Below are 18,468 nucleotides of genomic sequence, written 5' to 3' on the forward strand. Positions count from 1 at the left end.
ATGGAATGTTGTCTTACATTTGCAACCGCAAAACAGAACACGTTTCTTGAGCTTGGAGAGGTGCCAGAGCGGTAATGGAGCAGATTGCTAATCTGTCGACGGGTAACCGTCGCCAGGGTTCGAGTCCCTGTCTCTCCGCTTAATTTTTGCCTCGGGGTGTAGCGTAGCCCGGTTATCGTGTCCCGATTGAGATCGGGAAGACCACAGATACAAATCTATGTCTAATTCGGGGTGTAGCGTAGCCCGGTTATCGCGCCTGCTTTGGGAGCAGGAGGCCGCAGGTTCGAATCCTGCCACCCCGACTAAAACTTTAAGCGATAAAGTTTTAAAATAAATGGACGCATAGCTCAGCTGGATAGAGCACCTGCCTTCTAAGCAGGCGGTCGAAGGTTCGAATCCTTCTGCGTTCACGAAAAGCCACTCATATCGAGTGGCTTTTTTGTTTTTATACAATCTAGTCAATCGAACTGTTTTTAGAAACTTATTTCGCTTTATTGATTTTAGAATTGTATTTTTATGTTGAATTTTTCTAAAATCGGAATAAAATGGAATCTCTTATAATAAAATATAAAAGTTTAGGAATTACCGATGTATTGCATTATGAGAAATTCAATTTAATTTCCATAAGTCATCACTCTACAAAAATTGAAGGTTCTATTTTAACAGAATTAGAAACTCAGATTTTGCTAGATGACGGCCTGACTCCAAAAGGGAAGCCTGTTAATGATACTTTAATGGTTACAGATCATTTTAAGGCACTACATTTTATTGTTGAAAAAGCAAGAAATAAAACAACTGTTACAACAGAGTTAATAAAAGAGATTAATTCTTATGTAATGAAAAGCACAGGAGGAATCTACAATACTATTCTTGGAGAAATTGATGCTAGTAAGGGAATGTTTCGAAAAGGAAATGTTACTGCTGGAATTTCTTATTTTCCAAATTATGATAAGGTTGAAAGACTAACTAATGAATTGGTCTTATCTATCAATTCACAAATGAATACTGATTTATCAATAGATGAAAAATTGAATTTATCTTTTGATGCCCACTTTAATCTTGTAAGTATTCATCCATTTTATGATGGAAATGGAAGAACTTCCCGTTTGATTATGAATTATATTCAGGCTTTTTATGGCCTGCCTTTAGCCATTGTGAATAGTGAGGACAAACAAGAATATATTCAGGCTTTGATTGATACAAGAGAAAAAGAAGATATTGAAATCTTTAGAAACTTCATGAAAAAACAATATGAACAATATCTTTTAAATGAAATAAAAAAATTCGAAGACAGTTTTTCATAAAAATCAAATAAAGGATTTAGTTTTCTTTTTTAAATAATAAAAGAGTCGAAGGTTCGAATCCTTCTGCGTTTATATCAAAAGCTACTCAATTGAGTGGCTTTTTTGTTTTGTATTAGATTTTGTTTTGAGCAGCAGAGCTCAGAAAAAAAACAAAAAACAGACATAATTTCATTACTTGTCACAAGACAAGTGCTAAAGGTTTTATTCGCTCTTTCTTTGCATAGTATTAAACAAATAATATTATGGAAACCGAAAAAACAAACACACAGAACGAATTAAATTCTTCATCATCAAACAGTAAAAACACAATTGTAATTGTTCATGGAGCATGGTCATCTGCTAATGACTGGCATCATGTTGCGGGTCATCTTAACTCTCCAGAAAACAATTTAATTATTGTAAATCTTCCTGGTCACGGTACTGACCAAACACCCGTATCGAATATTAGTTTACAACTTTATGTATACGAGGTTTTAAAAGCTATTGGTAGCACAACAGACGTTACCCTTGTAGGTCACAGTTTTGGCGGAATAGTAGTAAGCGAAATAGCAGAGCTAATTGCTCCGCAGATCAAAAAACTAATTTACATTGCCGCTTTTGTTCCTCAAAATGGAGACAGTTTATTGTCACTTGCACAAATGGATTCAGAAAGCCATGTTGGTAAAAATCTTATTGTAGATGAGCAAGCAGGAGTTGCTTCTATTACTAAAGAAGCAATTACAGACGTCTTTTTAGCCGATGCTCCAAAACCAGTTGCAGAATATGTAACTAATAATCTACGACCAGAACCTTTAGCTCCGTTATCTACTCCGGTTACATTAAGTGATGCTAATTTCGGTAAAGTGGCTAAGGTATATGTTCACTCTCAAAATGACCATACTATTGGGTATTCACTTCAACAAAAAATGGTTGCAGATGCAGGAATCGCAAGAACTTACTCTCTTCCTTCAAGTCACACTCCATTTATAGTATTTCCTCAAATACTTTCTTCAATTATAACCTTAGAAGCTAAATAAAACACATTTCACAAATAACATTTAAAAATTACAATCATGAAAAAATTCAAATTGATTCAATTCGTCATGGCCCTATGTGTCTTAATATTATCATCTTGTTCAAATGATGATGTACAGCCAGAAAAACCTAAAAATTATGTACTGGTTCATGGCGCATGGCAGGCTCCTTTTGTATGGCAAGCAGTTAAAGCTAATCTAGAAAAACAAGGTAACAAAGTAGTTGTTGTCGAGTTACCGGGCCATGGTGCTGATAAAACTTCTCCAAGCCAAATAACACTAGATGTTTATAAAGAAAAAGTAATAAACGCACTTTCAACAATAGATGGGAAAGTTATTTTAGTAGGTCATAGTTTGGGCGGTATGATAATTTCTTCGGTTGCGGAAGCGATGCCTTCTAAAATCGAAAAACTGGTTTACGTTGCCGCTTATTTACCGACTTCAGGTCAAACATTAGATCAGTTGGCACACATGGATCCTGATTCTCAACTTGGAATCACTGGTAATCTAATTTTTAATTATGATCAGGGTATTGTAGATGTAAAAGAGGACCAGATCGTTAATCTTTTTATTCAGGATGGTACTCCGGAAATTCAAAACCTTGTGTTGAAAAACTACAGAACAGAACCTTTAACTCCATTCATTAATCCTGTAATTCTTACCGACAAAAATTTTGGATCAGTTAAAAAGGTTTACATTAAAACTTTACAGGATCATGTTGTGTCACCGTATTTACAAAACAAAATGATTGCAGCCAGCAAAGTTGAATCTGTGTACGAAATAAATACAGGACACAGTCCATTCCTTTCAAAACCAGATGACTTGTCATCGATACTAACAAAAATTGCATCAAACTAATTATCAATAAATAACAAATATTATATCATGAAAAATTCAATTTTATTAATAGCAATGGTATTGCTAACAACTATTACAGCTTCATCACAAACGAACAAAGCTAAAAACGAAAACACAATTGTAATCATCCACGGTGCATGGTCATCATCAAATGATTGGCAGCACGTTTCAGAAGATTTAACCGCTGGAGGAAACTCTGTTATTTCTGTTAATCTTCCGGGACATGGAAGCGATAATACAGCAATCTCTACTATTAGCTTAAAACTTTATGTTGAAGATGTGAAAAAAGCCATCGGAAACAAACAAAATGTAGTGCTTGTTGCTCATAGCTTTGGCGGAATTGTGGCAAGTCAGGTTGCGGAAGACATTGCGCCTCAGATAAAAAAGGTAGTTTACATTGCGGCTTACGTACCAAAAAATGGAGAAAGCTTATTGTCTCTTGCGCAAACAGATGGAGAAAGCCATGTTGGAAAAAATCTTATTGTAGATGAGAAAGCAGGAATTGCAAGCATAAAAAAAGAAGGTATTGCAGATGTTTTCCTTGCCGATGCTCCTAAACAAGTTGCTGATTATGTAAGCAACAATTTAAAACCAGAACCATTAGCTCCTTTAGCGACTCCGGTAACGTTGACTGAGAGCAGATTTGGAAAAATCAGTAAAGTATTTGTTTACACTTTAAATGACCATACAATAGGTTATACACTTCAGCAAAAAATGACAAAAGATGCAGGTATCGAAAGATTATATGCTCTTCCGTCAAGCCACACACCTTTTATCATGTTCCCACATGTTTTGGCTCAAATCATTGCTGTAGAAACAAAATAAATCAAATATCACAGATAAGAATCATTGTTAGTCAATAACAATCTTGAATAAAGCATTCGGTGGCAAATAATGGTTCTTATCTTAATTATAAATAATATCTAAAAACAAATGGAAACAAAAGAAAATATTTTAGCATTGGGCGAATTCACCCATAAAACAGCACCAACAAAATCTATAAACGTAAATGGAGCCGATTTTACTTACCGCTCTTTTGGAAAAAAAGAAGGTATTCCTGTTATCTTTTTACAACACTTTACGGGAAACATGGATAATTGGGATCCTGAAGTAACAAATGCAATTGCAAGTAATTATCCGGTAATATTATTTAACAACAGAGGTGTTGGCAGCTCAAACGGAACTACTCCAGAAAATGTAACGGAGATGGCACAAGATGCTGTAGATTTTATCCGTGCTTTAGGTTACAATAAAGTTAATATTTTAGGTTTTTCTCTTGGCGGATTTATAGGACAGGAGATAGCAGCAAATTATCCGGAATTGGTGAATAAACTTATTTTGGCAGGCACAGGATCGATAGGAGGAAAAGCGATTGCGCAACTGGAGTCGCATTTAGAAAAAGCTTTTGTTGATGGACCAGACAGAGTATTGATTAATCTGTTTTTCAGCAAAACGCCAAGCAGTATCAAAGCGGGCGAGGCTTTCTTAGAAAGATTATCTGAAAGAAAAGTAGACAGAGATTCTCCAACGAGTCAAGACACAATTGCAAGTCAGGCGAAAGCTATTATAAACTATGGGTTAGCAACAGATGAAAACAATACACAGCTTAAAGCTATTAAGCAGCCTGTGCTTATTGTTAATGGAAATCAAGATAATATGGTCGATTCGATCAATTCTTATATAATGCTTCAGAATATTCAGAATGCAAAACTAGTACTTTGGAGCGATTCAGGTCATGGAGGGATTTTTCAGTATTCTAAAGATTTTTCTCAGGAAGTAAATTCATTCTTATTGAATTAAGATCAAAATTGAAGTATATAATTTATAAAAGAAAACCGGTTGCTGAGCTATTGTTTGAGATGATGGTAGAAGAAATAGCAGCAGTAATCGGTTTAAAAAAAAAACAATAAACGATTGATTTATGCAATTGCAAAAAGAACATAAATTTTGTTATTCAATAAATATACTATTCCTGCTCATTTTTACGCTTTTGATCTTGATACAAAGGCAAAAAAAGCTGACAGCGCAAAGGAGAAATCTGGAATTGGAAAAGCAAATTCATGAAATGAATAGTGAACGGGAATTACTTCAAAAAGAAATTGAATTGAGAAACAGGAAACTTTCTGCCAGAGCATTATATCTTTCGGGCAGAAATCAGCTTATAAATAATTTGATTATGTCTATAGAAAATATACCAAAACTTTCGAAAATCTTCACTTTGGATGTACATATTAAACATTTAAAAGATTATTTAAAAAGTGATAATGAATGGGAAACATTTGTTTTTCATTTTGAAGAAGTAAATCCCGGTTTTCTGGCAAGACTTCGAAAATTGCATCCTGCTTTGACCTCAAATGATATGCGTTATATTGCTTATATCTATATGAATTTAACAACTAAAGAGATTTCAAATTTGTTGAGTATAACAATATATGCAAGTAAAAAAAGAAAAGAGAGAATTATTTCGAAGATAAAACTTCCTAATGATATAACTTTATACTCTTATCTCTCAAATATTTAGAAAAAATGTCTCTCATTTGTCTCTTAATAGTGTCTTTTTTTTCAGGTGATTTGAGATTGTGTTTTATCTAATTATGAGGTAATTGATTATTTTTGACCTGCAACGGTCTTGTAAAGAAGCTGTTGAGTATAATATTAACTAAGAAACCAATGGACAAACAAGGACTAAAAAATTACATCATAAAAAATTTACCATTTCCAGATCGTACTTTAGACGAGGTGGTAGAATTTTTTGAAGAAATTACTGTTGAAAAAAATGAATTTTTTCTTAGAGAAGGAAAAATAAATGAACATTATTTCTTTTTACAGAGCGGTTTTATGAGAGCGTTTACACATGATATTGATGGAAATGAAATCACTACAAATTTCTATCAAAAGGATAGTGTGGTATTTGAAGTGTCATCTTTTTATTTAAAAACCAAATCGTCTGAGAATATACAAGCGGTTACAGACTGCAGAGGTTTTGCCATCAGTTATGATCAATTAAATTCATTGCTGCATACTGTTCCGGAGTTTAGGGCTTATGGGGTAAAAATGCTGGCTAAAGAATATATGATGTTTAAAAAACGTGCGCTGGAATTAATTAATCTTAGTGGTGAAGCCCGATACGAGAATCTTATTACGACCAATAAAGAAGTATTTCAATTTGCCCAGCTCAAACAAATAGCTTCTTATCTAAATGTTACCGATACATCATTAAGTAGAATTAGACGGGAATTTTCAAAAAAATAAATCGAATTTTGTTATTCATTTAAATCAATTATTACATGTCAAATATTGCAAGATTTTTTCTAATCACTTTTTTTTCTTTAGTGTCATTGTCCCTTTTTAGTCAGGAAAATGCAAAGGAAGAAATGGTGATAAAAAAACAGCTTTTCTTCAGTACAAAACATACCATTGATATTAACGGAAAACCTTTAAATTTTACGGCAATAGCAGATGAAATATTTCTTAAAAATGATGATAATAAAGTTATAGCCAGCGTATTTAGTTTTTCCTATATAAAACAAAATAAAAGTAAAGAAGTCAGACCTGTCATTTTTATATTCAATGGCGGTCCGGGATCGTCTTCTATTTGGCTGCATTTGAGCAGTATTGCTCCGTGGAAAGTAAAATTGACTCCGGAAATTAATTCCTCTAACATACCGCCATTTGGATTAGAAAGCAATACAGATTGTCTGCTCGATGTAGCAGATTTAGTTTTTATTGATCCTGTCGGAACTGGTTTTAGCCGTATTATTTCTCCCGGTACGCCGCAAGATTTTTATGGAGTAGATCAGGATGCTGAATCGATGGCGCAATTTATAGAAAAATGGTTAATTAAAAATAACAGATGGAATTCTCCAAAGTTTCTTATTGGAGAAAGTTATGGAAGCCAGCGCGTTTCAGTTCTTCCAAGAGCGCTTATGGGCGGAGTAACGTATTCTGGTGTAATGAGAGGCATTACATTAAACGGTATTATTATGCTGGGAACTACTTTGGAATCTCCTTTAAAAAAGTTAACAACTGATGCAAAATTAGAAAGAACAGCATCCTTACTTCCCACTTTAGCAAAAACAGCCTGGTATTATAATAAAATTGATAAAACGTTATCTTACGGAGAGTTTCAAAAAGAAGTTTCATCATTTGCAGAAAAAGAGTATTTGAATGCGCTTTTACAGGATAATCAGCAAAAACTTTCGGAAACAGAAAGAAATGTTATAATTGATAAACTTTGCAAATACACAGGATTGTCCAAAGATTTTTTTTCATCAACTCTAGAAATAGCTCCAAAAATTTTCGCAGACAGTCTTTTATCGAAAGAAAATTTACAAATTGGATTATACGATACAAGGTACAATCTTCCGCTGGAGCATTCTGGTAATGATCCGGTTGCAGACGATCCATCAATGGCAAGATACGTTCCAGGTTATACTGCTGCATTTAGAGAGCTGTTAACTTCAAAATTAAACGTTGAGATTCAGGATCCGTATAGAACTATTGATTGGAAAAATATTTCGTTTCAATGGCAATGGGCACGAAAAGAAACTAAAGAAGGTCCTGATTTTACTGATGATTTAAATGTTGTTTTACGCAGAACTCCAAATTTAAAAGTATTTATAGCGTGCGGAAGTTATGATTTAGCTACGCCCGTGGGTTATGCCAAAAAAACGACCGAAAAAGCAAAATTTTCTCCAGACAGAGTCATTTTTAAAGAATACGAATCAGGGCATATGTTGTATTTAGGAAATACCGGAAAATTATTTAGCGATGATTTACGATCGTTTATTTTAAGTTGCTCAAAATAAATATTTATTTCGTAAAAAAATAAAAGCTGCCTTGTGGCAGTTTTTATTGAAAATGAATTTGGGGCAAAATTCAATAATGGGTCAAAATATTTTATCATAAAAAATAAATTCACCGTCTTTTACGCTTTCTATAAGAATGTCTGGAAGATAAATAATAGATTTGCACTAAATTACTGATGACAATACTTTGAATTATTCTGATAAATCTTCAAAAAAGTAACTTTTTAATTTTAAAGTAAAAAAATCTGCCCTTTTTCATATGAGTAAATCGTCCCATTCTTTTTTTTTTATCATTATAATTTTTTGCCTTTTAACTAGTAATCAGAATATTGCACAGCTAAAAGAAATAAGAAAACTGCAACACAGTTTAAAATTTACTAAGGATAAAAAATCTCTGGTAGATAAATATAATAGGCTTGCCATGCTTTCTCAAATGCGTTACAGGGATTCGTGTCAATATTATTCATCAAAAGCACTAAAAATAGCAGATGATATCGATTATCCAAAGGGAGTTGCAGATGCACTTAATTGTCAGGGTGTTTATTATTTATCACTTAACAACTACCTTTCAGCCAAATATTTTAATGATGCTTTTGCTATCTATAAAGAATTAAGAGATGTGGAAAATCAGGCACAGCTTTTAATGAACATAAGTGTACTTATGTTTATCGATAATAATAAAAGTGAAGCTAAAAAATATATTTACAACGCAGATAAAAAAATTAAACTAGCCCAAAAAGATTCAATTAGGTCCTTAATTCTTACCGATATTTTAGGCATGGATCCTACACTTACTAATGTAAAGAGAAATGAAATCTGTAAAATTGGATTAAGAATTGCTGAAAAATACAAAGATTATCCCATGATAATATGCAGCCAGAACAATATTGGCATACAGCTTTATAATGATGGGAAAAAATTGGAAGGTATTGAAATGTTAAGAAATTCTTTAACACTTGCAGAACATGAAGGCAGTGAGTATGTTAAGGTTGGTGCATACATGGCTTTGGGAGAAATGATGTTTGATTTAAAGAAATATAAAGAAGGCATAGCATATTATGAACTTGGAATGAAAGATTCCGAAAAATTTGGATATACCGATCGATATCTTGCATTTGCAGATCGTCTCTATAATTTTTATAAGAAAAAAAAGGATACTCAAAATGCATTTAAGTATGCTTCATTACTTTTGACCAAACAAAATGAATATGCAATAGCAGTTAAAAAATCCGGATATACTTATTTATCCTATATTTCAAGGGAAAATCTTTTAGAAAAAACGAAGGAAAAATACAAACAAGAGAAAAGGCTGGCTCTTTTTCTTATCATTATAATTCTTGCCATGCTGCTTACTGGATTTTTTCTTTGGCTGGCATTAAAAAATAGAAAAAGATTTGTAGAAGCACAGCTTAACCTTCATAAAGTATCTCTGGAAAGAAATAAAGAGCTGGAGATTTCGGAGAAATTTAACACGATGTTAATTTCCATATTAGCCCATGATATTAGGGAACCCTTTAGTAACATTAATATGATCACTCAATTATTCGATAAAGGAGAAATAGAAAGCCAGGAAGAAATTAATATGGTCATGAGCGAACTTACTAAGATAACTAGTCAGGGTATTAGTTTTATGGATGGTATCTTACTATGGATTAAGTCTCAAAAACATAATTATAATGTACAAAAAGAACAACTTAATGCAGTCGAAATTTTAAATGAAGCAAATCAGTTTTTTGTAAATAATCAAAAAGAAAAGGCAATAACGATCCATTCATCTGTCGAGCAGGAATTAAATTTTTATGCTCCACGACAAATCGCATTATTCATCTTTAGAAATTTATTAAATAATGCGACAAAGTACTCTAAAAAAGGAAGTGTAATTTACTTAAGTGCAAGTATAGAAGATAACTGCACGATATTTAAAATCCGAGATACTGGAAACGGTATGTGCAAGGATACTTTAAAGTCTCTTTTTGACATTAAAGCAGAATTTTTTCACACCTCTATAAATGGCGGAGTGGGAGTAGCTCTTAAGATAAGTCATGAAATGCTGAATAAAATTCAAGGAAAGATATGGGCTGAAAGTGAAATTGGAAAAGGAACAACATTTTATGTTGCTTTTCAATTATAAAAGCTGCCTCTCGACAGCTTTTATCGAAAATGAATTTGGGGCAAAATTCAATAATGGGTCAAAATATTTTATCATAAAAAATAAATTCACCGTCTTTTACGCTTTCTTTGAGAACCGATACCGTTTCAGCAGAAAGTAAACCGCATAATTCCATACGGTTTACATTCCAATTTATAATGTACTTATTCATCAGCGGTTGTATTTTTTGCAGATGTTCTAAAAATGCATTTTCATTTGCATACGCTTCGATAATCAAACAATCAAAACTATTTTCTTGATAATAAGTTTCGTGTGTTAGTACATTGCCAGGCTCTTCAGAAGCAACAATACTTTTCACTTCAGAAACCATTTGTCGAAATTTATCCCAATTATCAGGTTTTATTGAAACTGAGGCGTGAAGCCTTATTACGGATAAGGAAGGCATGATTATGGTTTTACTATAATTTTTCCAACCGTATTTTTGGATTGGATAGCAGTATGCGCTTTATGCATATCTTCTAAAGGGAAAACCTGCGAAATATGAGTTTTAACAACGCCTAATTCAAGCAGCTTTGCAATAGCCTGCATATCTTCAAAATAGTTTTCTTCCGGATAACGCACATTCACTCTTATTACATCAACATTCTTTTCTGCTTTTGCTTTTTCAATGAATTCTGCATCAGGATAAACAATAAGACTTAATAATTTTCCTCCGGGTTTCAAGGCTTTAAGTGATCTTTCTATGTGGTTTACATCGTCGCTCCAAACTGCATCATGAACGATATCGGCATCTGTTACAATCTCTTCAAAATTTTGAGTTTTATAGTTAATGAATTCGTCGGCACCTAATCCTAATACGAAATCTCTGTTTGCTTCAGATGCTACTGCAATAACGTGAGCACCAAAATGTTTGGCGAACTGAATGGCATAATGTCCAACACCACCAGATGCTCCGTGAATGATAACTTTATCACCTTTTTTAACTTTTCCGTGGTCAACTACAGAAACCCATGCAGTAAGCGCCGCCATTGTTGCTCCGGCCGCTTCTTCAAACGAAATGTTAGCTGGTTTCAGGATCATTTCTTTTTCGGGTGCGGCAACAAATTCTGCGTAAGCATTTGCCTGACCAATAAATTTGAAATTACCAAAAACCTCATCTCCAACATTTAATCTTGTAACCGATTTTCCAATTTGAGTTACAATCCCGGCTACATCCCAGCCAAGAATAATATTTTCTTCTGTTCCTTTGTATTGATACACCCAGTCAAAAGCTTCTTTTGTTCTTCTTACGAACGCATCTACAGGATTTACTCCAATTGCTTTTACTTCTACTAAAACTTCATCTTCCTGAATGGATGGTATAGGGATTTCTGTAAGGATAAGATTTTCGGGCGCACCGATTTCTTTTAATACTATTGCTTTCATTTTTATTATAATTTAATGAAACAAAGGTATAAGTGACTGTTTTGTGAAACTTTGCTGTAAAAGTCGTTTTTACTTTGTTGTACAAGTCAAATGAAAATCTATTGCAATTGGTTTTTTAATGAAGTAGGAGCGTACCCGAAATGCTTTTTAAAAACAAATGAAAAGTGGGACAAGTTTTCAAATCCGGTTTCTAAGTATACATCAATAGGTTTTCGTTTTTTCTCAGCAAGTTGGTAATGCGCTAATTCCAAGCGTTTCTGCATAAGCCATTCTCTGGGAGTAGTTTTAAAAGCTCTTTTGAAATCACGATTAAAAGTAGAAAGACTTCTTCCGGTAAGATATCCAAATTTTTCCATTGGCATATTAAACATGAAATGCTTTTCCATAAAATCGGGCAGATTAATTTTTCCCGGTATAGAGAAATCTGCTAAAAGATTATCGATTTCAGGATCAATAGAACGAATAATAGTAATCGCTTCATCAATTTTCATAACATCCAGTTTGTCCGGCAGTTCTTCCGTAAGGTCGAAATAAGGTTTTAAAGATGCGAAGAAGCTGTCTAAAAGAGGATGTTTGCTAAATATTCTGGTTTTAAGAATTGGGCTTTGGGTAATTTTAAAGGTATTTTTAGTGTAATATTTTTCCAGATGATCGGTTGTCAGCGTTAAAACTATTGCTTTATAAGGCCTTCCGTCTTTTGGTCTTTTTATTACAGAAGATAATTGATTACGCGGGAAAAGCATTGTTTGGTCTGCTCCAAAAGTATACGATTTATCAGATTGTACAACTAGCATTTCGCCCGAAATTATGTGTACAAAAGAGTGGAAATCAAGCATGATTTCATCCTTGAAAAGGTTTTCTTCTGTCACCATATGGACAAATTTGGCATATTTATTAGTTTGCTGCTGTGCCATGTTGAACTAAAATTAATCGTAGAAACGTAAAGATACTATTTTGAATTTTTATAAGGAAACAAATATAGGCTGATAAAAAAGTTCAAACTTTGTTATACATGTCAAATTTTGTTTGTTGAGAAGTACAATTACGAAGAAAGAGCAGGAATGTTTGCTTAAATTAATTTGTATTAAAGATGAAAATAAAAATGACAGTTTTAAATTACATATTGATACATTTCTTAGATTTGTATAACCACTAAAAAACTTTTAATCATGCCGGTAATTGAACAATCAGAATATGACTTTCCTTCAATGATTCACCGTAACAGGCATGTTTCTACCATTTATGCTGCTTTGATTAAAAAATTTGAAGTTCCGGAATACACCAGAGAAAAACTGGAGTTGAAGGATGGTGATTTTATCAACATTGATTTTCTTATAAATGATCCAAAAAAAGCAGTAATCCTGTGTCATGGTTTAGAAGGGGATTCCCGAAGAACTTATAATAATAGCTGCGCAGCTTATTTTCAGCAGAAAGGTTTTTCGGTTTTTGCATGGAATAATCGCACCTGCGGAGGAGAAATGAACCGTTTGCCGAGATTATATCATCACGGAGCAGTTGATGATCTGGATGAGGTAGTTCAGTTTGTTTTGCGAAAAGGATTTGAAGATGTTTACATGATTGGATATTCAATGGGAGGTGTTCAGCTTCTGAATTATTTTGGATGGACAAAAATCGATGAGCGTATAAAAGCCGGAGTTTCTATTTCTGTGCCAACGCATATTGCAACAAGTGCCGAGATATTGAAACAAGGCTTCAACAGAGTATATTTAAAGAACTTTACTATTGATATTAAGAAAAAGCTGAAATACAAAGCAGCACAATTTCCTGATTTTATAAACCGAGATCAAATTGATAAAATTACTTCTTTTGATGAGGTTGATCAGTATTTTACGGCACCGCTTCATGGTTTTGCGAGCCGTGACGATTATTATCAGCAAGTTTCTCCTGAATTTTCACTTAAAAATATTACTACTCCGGTTTTAATTATTAATTCTCTGGATGATCCATTTTTAGGTGAAAGATGCTATCCAAGAGCAATTGCACAAGAAAGCGAATATGTTTATCTGGAAACGCCAAAGTATGGCGGACACTGTGCTTTTCCACTGCGAAATTCAACGTATTCTTATGCAGAAAAAAGAGCTTATAAGTTTTTCAAATCCTATAAAACGGCAGAAAACATTAAAACAGAATATTAGTAATTTCTTTTTTGAGTCATTTCCAGTAAATTTTCCATACTATCGGGAACCATATACAATAACAAATTATCTGAAGTTGTTGGAAGTCCTTCATAGGAAACTGCGCCCAAATACTGCTCGGCAAAATCGAAACTATATACTTGCCAGTTCTGGGTGTTTTTTACCAGTTTAAATTCTAAATTGTGCTGTCCGTCTGTGCAGGGGATATATTTAAAATCCTCATCAATTCCTTTTCCTAATGCTTTTACAAAAGCTTCTTTGCGTGTCCATAATGTATAAAAAGTGTTTTTTTTATCATCAGCATTCTGAATCAATAATCTTTCGTGATCATCAAAAATATCCGGAAGCAGGTTGGTGAATTTAAAATCTTTAGATAAAAATTCAATATCCAGCCCCACTTTTTTATGTGAAACCGCTATCGCCGCATAATCTTCCGAATGCGAGATATTGAAGTGCAGCCACGGGTGTGAGGCTAGATATGGTTTTTTATTAAAGTCATAATCAAGATGAATATTTTTTATATCTGATTTAGTGTAAGCTCCTAAAATAAGTTTTAAAATCGATCTGTATATAATAAACCGGTCTCTGTCAATTTCCTTAAAAAAGCGTTTTGCTTTTTTGAGTTCAGGAGAATTTAGAAACTGTGATAAATTAGATTTAAATTCAATAAAACTGGGCAGATAAATACTATATATGATGATATCACTAGTATCTAAAGAATATTCTTTACCAGAAACCAATGTATCGCCCTTTATATCCGAAAAAGAGATAAAGAGCTTAGATGTTTTCATTTTTTTCATCTAAGATGTCTTGAAGTAGTCTCGCTAAAAATATATCATTTGGCGGAGCTACAATGTCTAAATGATTCCCAGAGATATTATGAATGGTTACGCCTCCCAGCGCGGCTTTTTTCCAGCCAAGATGCGTTGGGTCAAGTCTGTAATTAATGTCATCTTTAGAGCGAAATAAATCAACTTCAAAGTTTTGTGGTTTAAGGTGATAACGATCCACAATTTTTTTAACCATGCTGTCAGCTTCAATAAATTCCTTAAGCGCCAGTTCTTCCTGTTCGGTCATTTCATCTTTTTTACCAAAATGCCTTTTCAGGATATATTCTTTTTTTCCGTTAATACGCATTTTAAAAGCTTTCCAGCTCAATAACATTTCTTTTAAAAAATCTAATCTTCTATGTGTAATATCAAAATATCTAACGAGTTGTTTGCGTCTGTAACTTCCATAATAATAAGAAGAATCGACATAAGAATCCAGTAATGCCGTTAAGCTTACTTTTCGTCCCTGTTCCTTTAATTGACGCGTCATTTCGAAAGCCACAATACCGCCAAAAGAAAAACCTGCCAAAGCATAAGGCCCTTTTGGATTTACTTTTATAATAGCATCAATATAATGAGCCGCCATAGCTTCAATGGACTCATACCATCCGTCAAAACCTTTAGGTTTAATACCCTGAATGGCATAAATAGGCTGATCTTCATCAAAATGTTTACTCAAATTGACAAAATTTAAAACATTAAGTCCGGCTCCGTGAATGATAAAAAGAGGCACTTTATGTCCGCTTGGACTTATCGGAACTAAACAATCAGAATAAATTTCGGTACCCGTATTCAACAGTTTTGCAAATTTTTCGACAGTCGAATATTTAAATAATGCTGATAGCGGAATTCGTATACCGGTATATTTCTCTATTTCGATCATGACTTTTACACCCTTAATAGAATGTCCTCCCATTTCGAAGAAATCACTAAAAATATCGATATTCTCTAAACCAAGACTTTCTTTCCAAATAGCTGCCACAATACTTTCTTCTTCTGTGCGGGGAGCAGTATATTCAGCTATTTTGCTTGTTTTAAATTGAGATAATGCTTTACGATCTATTTTGCCGTTAAGCGTTGTTGGTATTTTCTCCAATAGATTAAAATCATGTGGCATTAATTGTGCTGGCAGGCGTGCGGCCAAAGTTTCACGCCATAAAGGAATTTGAGTTTCAGCTTCCTCTATACTGGAATCAGGTACAACATGAGCGACAAGAAAGTTTTCATTAGCCAATACAACAGCATATTTTATACCGTCAAGCTGCAGCAATGCGTGTTCCACCTCACCGGGTTCAATACGTTGTCCTCTAATTTTAACCTGTTGATCCAAACGCCCTAAACATTCAATTTCATTACTTGGAAGTAGTCTTCCTAAATCGCCTGTACGATAAATGATGTTGTTTTTATTAGTCGAAAAACTATTTTTAATAAATTTTTCTGAGGTAAGTTCAGGTCTGTTCCAATATCCTTTTGCAACGCCATCGCCGCCAATGGCAATTTCACCAATTTTTCCCGGAGCCACAAGCTGACCTTGTTCATCAATAATATAAAGTTGTGTATTGGCAATAGGTTTACCAATCGTTATTAAAGTATCATCTGCTTTTACTTGTTTTACAGCCGAATAAATAGTGGTTTCCGTTGGGCCATAAACATTCCACAGCGTATTACATTTTCTTGTGAGTTCTCTGGCAAGATCTGCAGGCATTGCCTCACCGCCGCATAAAGCCTTAAGCGGTAAAGGTTCATCCCAGCCAGAATCCAAAAGCATGGACCATGTTGTGGGAGTAGCTTGCAAAAAACTGATATTTCCTTTTTTTACCAACTCTAGCAAAAGTCGTCCATCTCTCGCCGTTTCCTGATCAGCAAGTATTAATGCTGCACCTTTAATAAGTGGTAAATAGAGTTCCAGTCCCGCAATGTCAAAAGAAATAGTAGTAATCGACAACAATCTGTCGTTTTCACTAATACCGGGTTCTATAGCCATACTGCAAAGTAAGTTAACCAAGTTTTTATGAGTAATAGGAACACCTTTTGGATTTCCCGTTGATCCAGAGGTGTAAAGTATATACGCCATATTATCTGGATTCACAATAGAAGATAATGGTGATGCATCATAATGGTTTAAGGACTCCATAGCATCTTCTATAAAAAGTGTAAGCGGCCATGATGGTAAAGACGCAAATAATGTTTTACTGGTCAATAAAACTTTTGCACCGGAATCATTCAGCATAAATTCCAAACGGCCTTTAGGATATTCAGGATCTAGCGGAAGATAAGCCGCGCCACACTGCATTATGGCCAACAAACTATAAAGCAGTTCCGGACTGCGCGAAACAGAAACAGCAATAATATCTCCAGACTGAACGCCTTGTGCTTTTAAATAATGAGCTAATTGATTTACTTTTTGGTGTAATTCAAGATAAGTAGTTGTTGTTTCATGAAATTCTAAGGCTGTGTTGTTTGGCGTAAGTTCGGCTTGTTTTTTTAATAACTCGGATAAGGAAACATCCGGATAAGATATTTCAGTAGTATTTAAAACATCATAATCAACTAAATAATGACTTCCCAATATGTTTGATAATGGCTTATCTGCACCATCTATTAGTTTATTGATGATATCTTCAAAGGTTGCCATCATTTGTTTGATCGTTTCTGGTTTGAACAGTGTAGTATTATAATACCATTGAAATACAGGCCCGTTTTTGGTTCTAAAAATGTGAAGCTGAATTTCAAAGGTTGCGCATGCTCTCGGATTAACTGTAAGTTCATGAGAAAGACCGGCATATGAAAATTCACTTTCGATATCCTGATTCATATCAACTGTTAATACAGCCGGCACCAAAGGAATTCTGGAAGAATCTCTGGCAATAGCCAAGCTTTTTAGAAGATGACCAAAACTTACCTGCTGATGTTCGTAAGCATCAAATAACTGTGAATTTCTTTGTTTTAGATATTCTAAGAAAGTGATATCAGGATTAACTTTACTGCGTAAAGGAAGCAGGTTAGCACAATCTCCAATCAATTGTTTCATATCGTATAATGTATTTCCCGAAGAAGGAAACCCAACAACTAAATCACTTTGACCCGTGATTTTGCATAAAAAAACTTCAAATGCGGCAAGCAAAGTGGTAACTAAGCTGCAATTAACACTTATTCCTATATTTTTTAAGGAATCGGTCATCGTATTATCAAAAGGAAAATCAATACGATTACTGTTATAAGTTCGCAAAGAAGGTCTTGGATAATCTAGCGGTAATTCGATTGTGGGAGTCGATTCTTTATAAATAGAAAGCCAAAAATCTTCCTGCTGTTTATGTTCAGTAGTCAGCATAAATGAATTCGCTTTTTCGGCATATTCGCTAAAGCGCTCCGGATTTGGCAGGTTTGGTTTTTTATTTTCTACATAGGCAGAATAAAGCGCTCCAAGTTCTTCTAATATAATATCAACACTTAGTCCGTCTCCAACAATATGATGAATGGTTAAGGTTACCAGATATTCAAACTCATCGATTTTAATCAAATTAATTCTGAATAATGGGCCGTTAACAAGATCAAAAAGTCCATTTACTTCTTCTTTAACCAAAGTTTCTATTGTAAGCTCTTTTTCAGCTGTATCGAGGTCTGAAAAATTATTATGCGAAACCTTAAAATCAACATCGTTGTAAATACACATATAACGTCCGTCCGGGCTAAACGAAGCTCTCAAGCATTCATGACGCTGTATCAAGGTTTTTACAGCCTGCTCAAATGTGTCTGTTATTAGGTTGCCTTTCAATTTAATAGAAACAGACAAGTTGTACGCTTTATTAGCATCACTGCCTCCAAAAATACAATCTGACCATATTTCCTGCTGTGAATTTGTGGTTTGAATTACTCTTTCAATTTCAGGTAAAAACGGATTAAATTGAACTTCAGTTTCAGTTTTTATTTGAGATTTATTTTTCATTGTTATCATAATTCTATT

Annotated in this window: 15 protein-coding genes and 3 tRNA genes; 13 read left to right on the plus strand and 5 right to left on the minus strand. The window is 33.9% G+C overall.

Annotated elements, in window-relative coordinates; translation table 11 throughout:
- The first annotated feature begins 54 nt into the window (after positions 1 to 54).
- The 12 genes from B3C18_RS01035 (at position 55) to B3C18_RS01090 (ending at position 10,114) form a co-directional block, all read left to right on the plus strand.
- Positions 55 to 138, plus strand: a tRNA-Ser gene (locus B3C18_RS01035).
- An 89-nt stretch (positions 139 to 227) separates the two neighbouring features.
- A tRNA-Pro gene (locus B3C18_RS01040) sits at positions 228 to 302 on the plus strand.
- A gap of 34 nt (positions 303 to 336) precedes the next feature.
- Positions 337 to 410, plus strand: a tRNA-Arg gene (locus tag B3C18_RS01045).
- 135 nt (positions 411 to 545) lie between these two features.
- Positions 546 to 1,304, plus strand: a complete 759-nt coding sequence (locus B3C18_RS01050) for a Fic family protein (RefSeq protein WP_291141003.1) — start codon at positions 546 to 548, stop codon at positions 1,302 to 1,304.
- Between the two features lie 242 nt (positions 1,305 to 1,546).
- Positions 1,547 to 2,320 carry an alpha/beta fold hydrolase gene (locus B3C18_RS01055; protein ID WP_291141006.1) on the plus strand — a complete coding sequence of 258 codons (774 nt, stop codon included), beginning with the start codon at positions 1,547 to 1,549 and terminating at the stop codon, positions 2,318 to 2,320.
- A gap of 66 nt (positions 2,321 to 2,386) precedes the next feature.
- On the plus strand, positions 2,387 to 3,175 hold the full coding sequence (locus tag B3C18_RS01060) for an alpha/beta fold hydrolase (RefSeq protein ID WP_291141009.1): 789 nt from the start codon (positions 2,387 to 2,389) through the stop codon (positions 3,173 to 3,175).
- A 27-nt stretch (positions 3,176 to 3,202) separates the two neighbouring features.
- Complete coding sequence (locus B3C18_RS01065; RefSeq protein ID WP_291141012.1) at positions 3,203 to 4,000, plus strand: alpha/beta fold hydrolase; 798 nt, start codon at positions 3,203 to 3,205, stop codon at positions 3,998 to 4,000.
- Between the two features lie 108 nt (positions 4,001 to 4,108).
- On the plus strand, positions 4,109 to 4,975 hold the full coding sequence (locus tag B3C18_RS01070) for an alpha/beta fold hydrolase (RefSeq protein WP_291141015.1): 867 nt from the start codon (positions 4,109 to 4,111) through the stop codon (positions 4,973 to 4,975).
- Between the two features lie 265 nt (positions 4,976 to 5,240).
- Positions 5,241 to 5,696, plus strand: coding sequence for a helix-turn-helix transcriptional regulator (locus B3C18_RS01075; protein ID WP_291141018.1), 456 nt, complete (start codon positions 5,241 to 5,243; stop codon positions 5,694 to 5,696).
- Between the two features lie 149 nt (positions 5,697 to 5,845).
- Entirely contained in the window at positions 5,846 to 6,427 is a 582-nt protein-coding gene (locus B3C18_RS01080; protein ID WP_291141021.1) for a Crp/Fnr family transcriptional regulator, read from the plus strand.
- Between the two features lie 35 nt (positions 6,428 to 6,462).
- On the plus strand, positions 6,463 to 7,983 hold the full coding sequence (locus B3C18_RS01085) for a S10 family peptidase (RefSeq protein WP_291141023.1): 1,521 nt from the start codon (positions 6,463 to 6,465) through the stop codon (positions 7,981 to 7,983).
- Between the two features lie 259 nt (positions 7,984 to 8,242).
- Positions 8,243 to 10,114 carry a sensor histidine kinase gene (locus tag B3C18_RS01090; protein ID WP_291141026.1) on the plus strand — a complete coding sequence of 624 codons (1,872 nt, stop codon included), beginning with the start codon at positions 8,243 to 8,245 and terminating at the stop codon, positions 10,112 to 10,114.
- Positions 10,115 to 10,172: 58 nt separating this feature from the next.
- Here the strand turns inward: B3C18_RS01090 and B3C18_RS01095 are convergent, their stop codons facing one another.
- The 3 genes from B3C18_RS01095 to B3C18_RS01105 all read right to left on the minus strand — a co-directional run bounded on the left by B3C18_RS01095 (position 10,173) and on the right by B3C18_RS01105 (position 12,432).
- A complete protein-coding gene (locus B3C18_RS01095; protein ID WP_291141029.1) occupies positions 10,173 to 10,538 on the minus strand; it encodes an antibiotic biosynthesis monooxygenase in 366 nt (121 codons plus the stop codon).
- A gap of 2 nt (positions 10,539 to 10,540) precedes the next feature.
- Complete coding sequence (locus B3C18_RS01100) at positions 10,541 to 11,518, minus strand: NADP-dependent oxidoreductase (RefSeq protein WP_291141032.1); 978 nt, start codon at positions 11,516 to 11,518, stop codon at positions 10,541 to 10,543.
- Positions 11,519 to 11,616: 98 nt separating this feature from the next.
- The gene (locus B3C18_RS01105) at positions 11,617 to 12,432 is read right to left on the minus strand and encodes a helix-turn-helix domain-containing protein (protein ID WP_291141035.1); all 816 of its coding nucleotides are present in this window, start codon (positions 12,430 to 12,432) and stop codon (positions 11,617 to 11,619) included.
- 255 nt (positions 12,433 to 12,687) lie between these two features.
- Here B3C18_RS01105 and B3C18_RS01110 point away from each other — a divergent pair, with 255 nt between their 5' ends.
- Positions 12,688 to 13,674, plus strand: coding sequence for a YheT family hydrolase (locus tag B3C18_RS01110; RefSeq protein ID WP_291141037.1), 987 nt, complete (start codon positions 12,688 to 12,690; stop codon positions 13,672 to 13,674).
- On the opposite strand, the gene B3C18_RS01115 is transcribed toward B3C18_RS01110, so the two are convergent.
- Positions 13,671 to 14,465 carry a 4'-phosphopantetheinyl transferase family protein gene (locus B3C18_RS01115; protein ID WP_291141040.1) on the minus strand — a complete coding sequence of 265 codons (795 nt, stop codon included), beginning with the start codon at positions 14,463 to 14,465 and terminating at the stop codon, positions 13,671 to 13,673. The genes B3C18_RS01110 and B3C18_RS01115 overlap by 4 nt on opposite strands.
- On the minus strand, positions 14,452 to 18,459 hold the full coding sequence (locus B3C18_RS01120; protein WP_291141043.1) for a non-ribosomal peptide synthetase: 4,008 nt from the start codon (positions 18,457 to 18,459) through the stop codon (positions 14,452 to 14,454). The genes B3C18_RS01115 and B3C18_RS01120 overlap by 14 nt, the downstream gene beginning before the upstream one ends.
- Positions 18,460 to 18,468 lie beyond the last annotated feature (9 nt).

Origin of the sequence: Flavobacterium sp. UBA7680, from assembly GCF_002482975.1 — a bacterium.
Taxonomy (GTDB): domain Bacteria; phylum Bacteroidota; class Bacteroidia; order Flavobacteriales; family Flavobacteriaceae; genus Flavobacterium.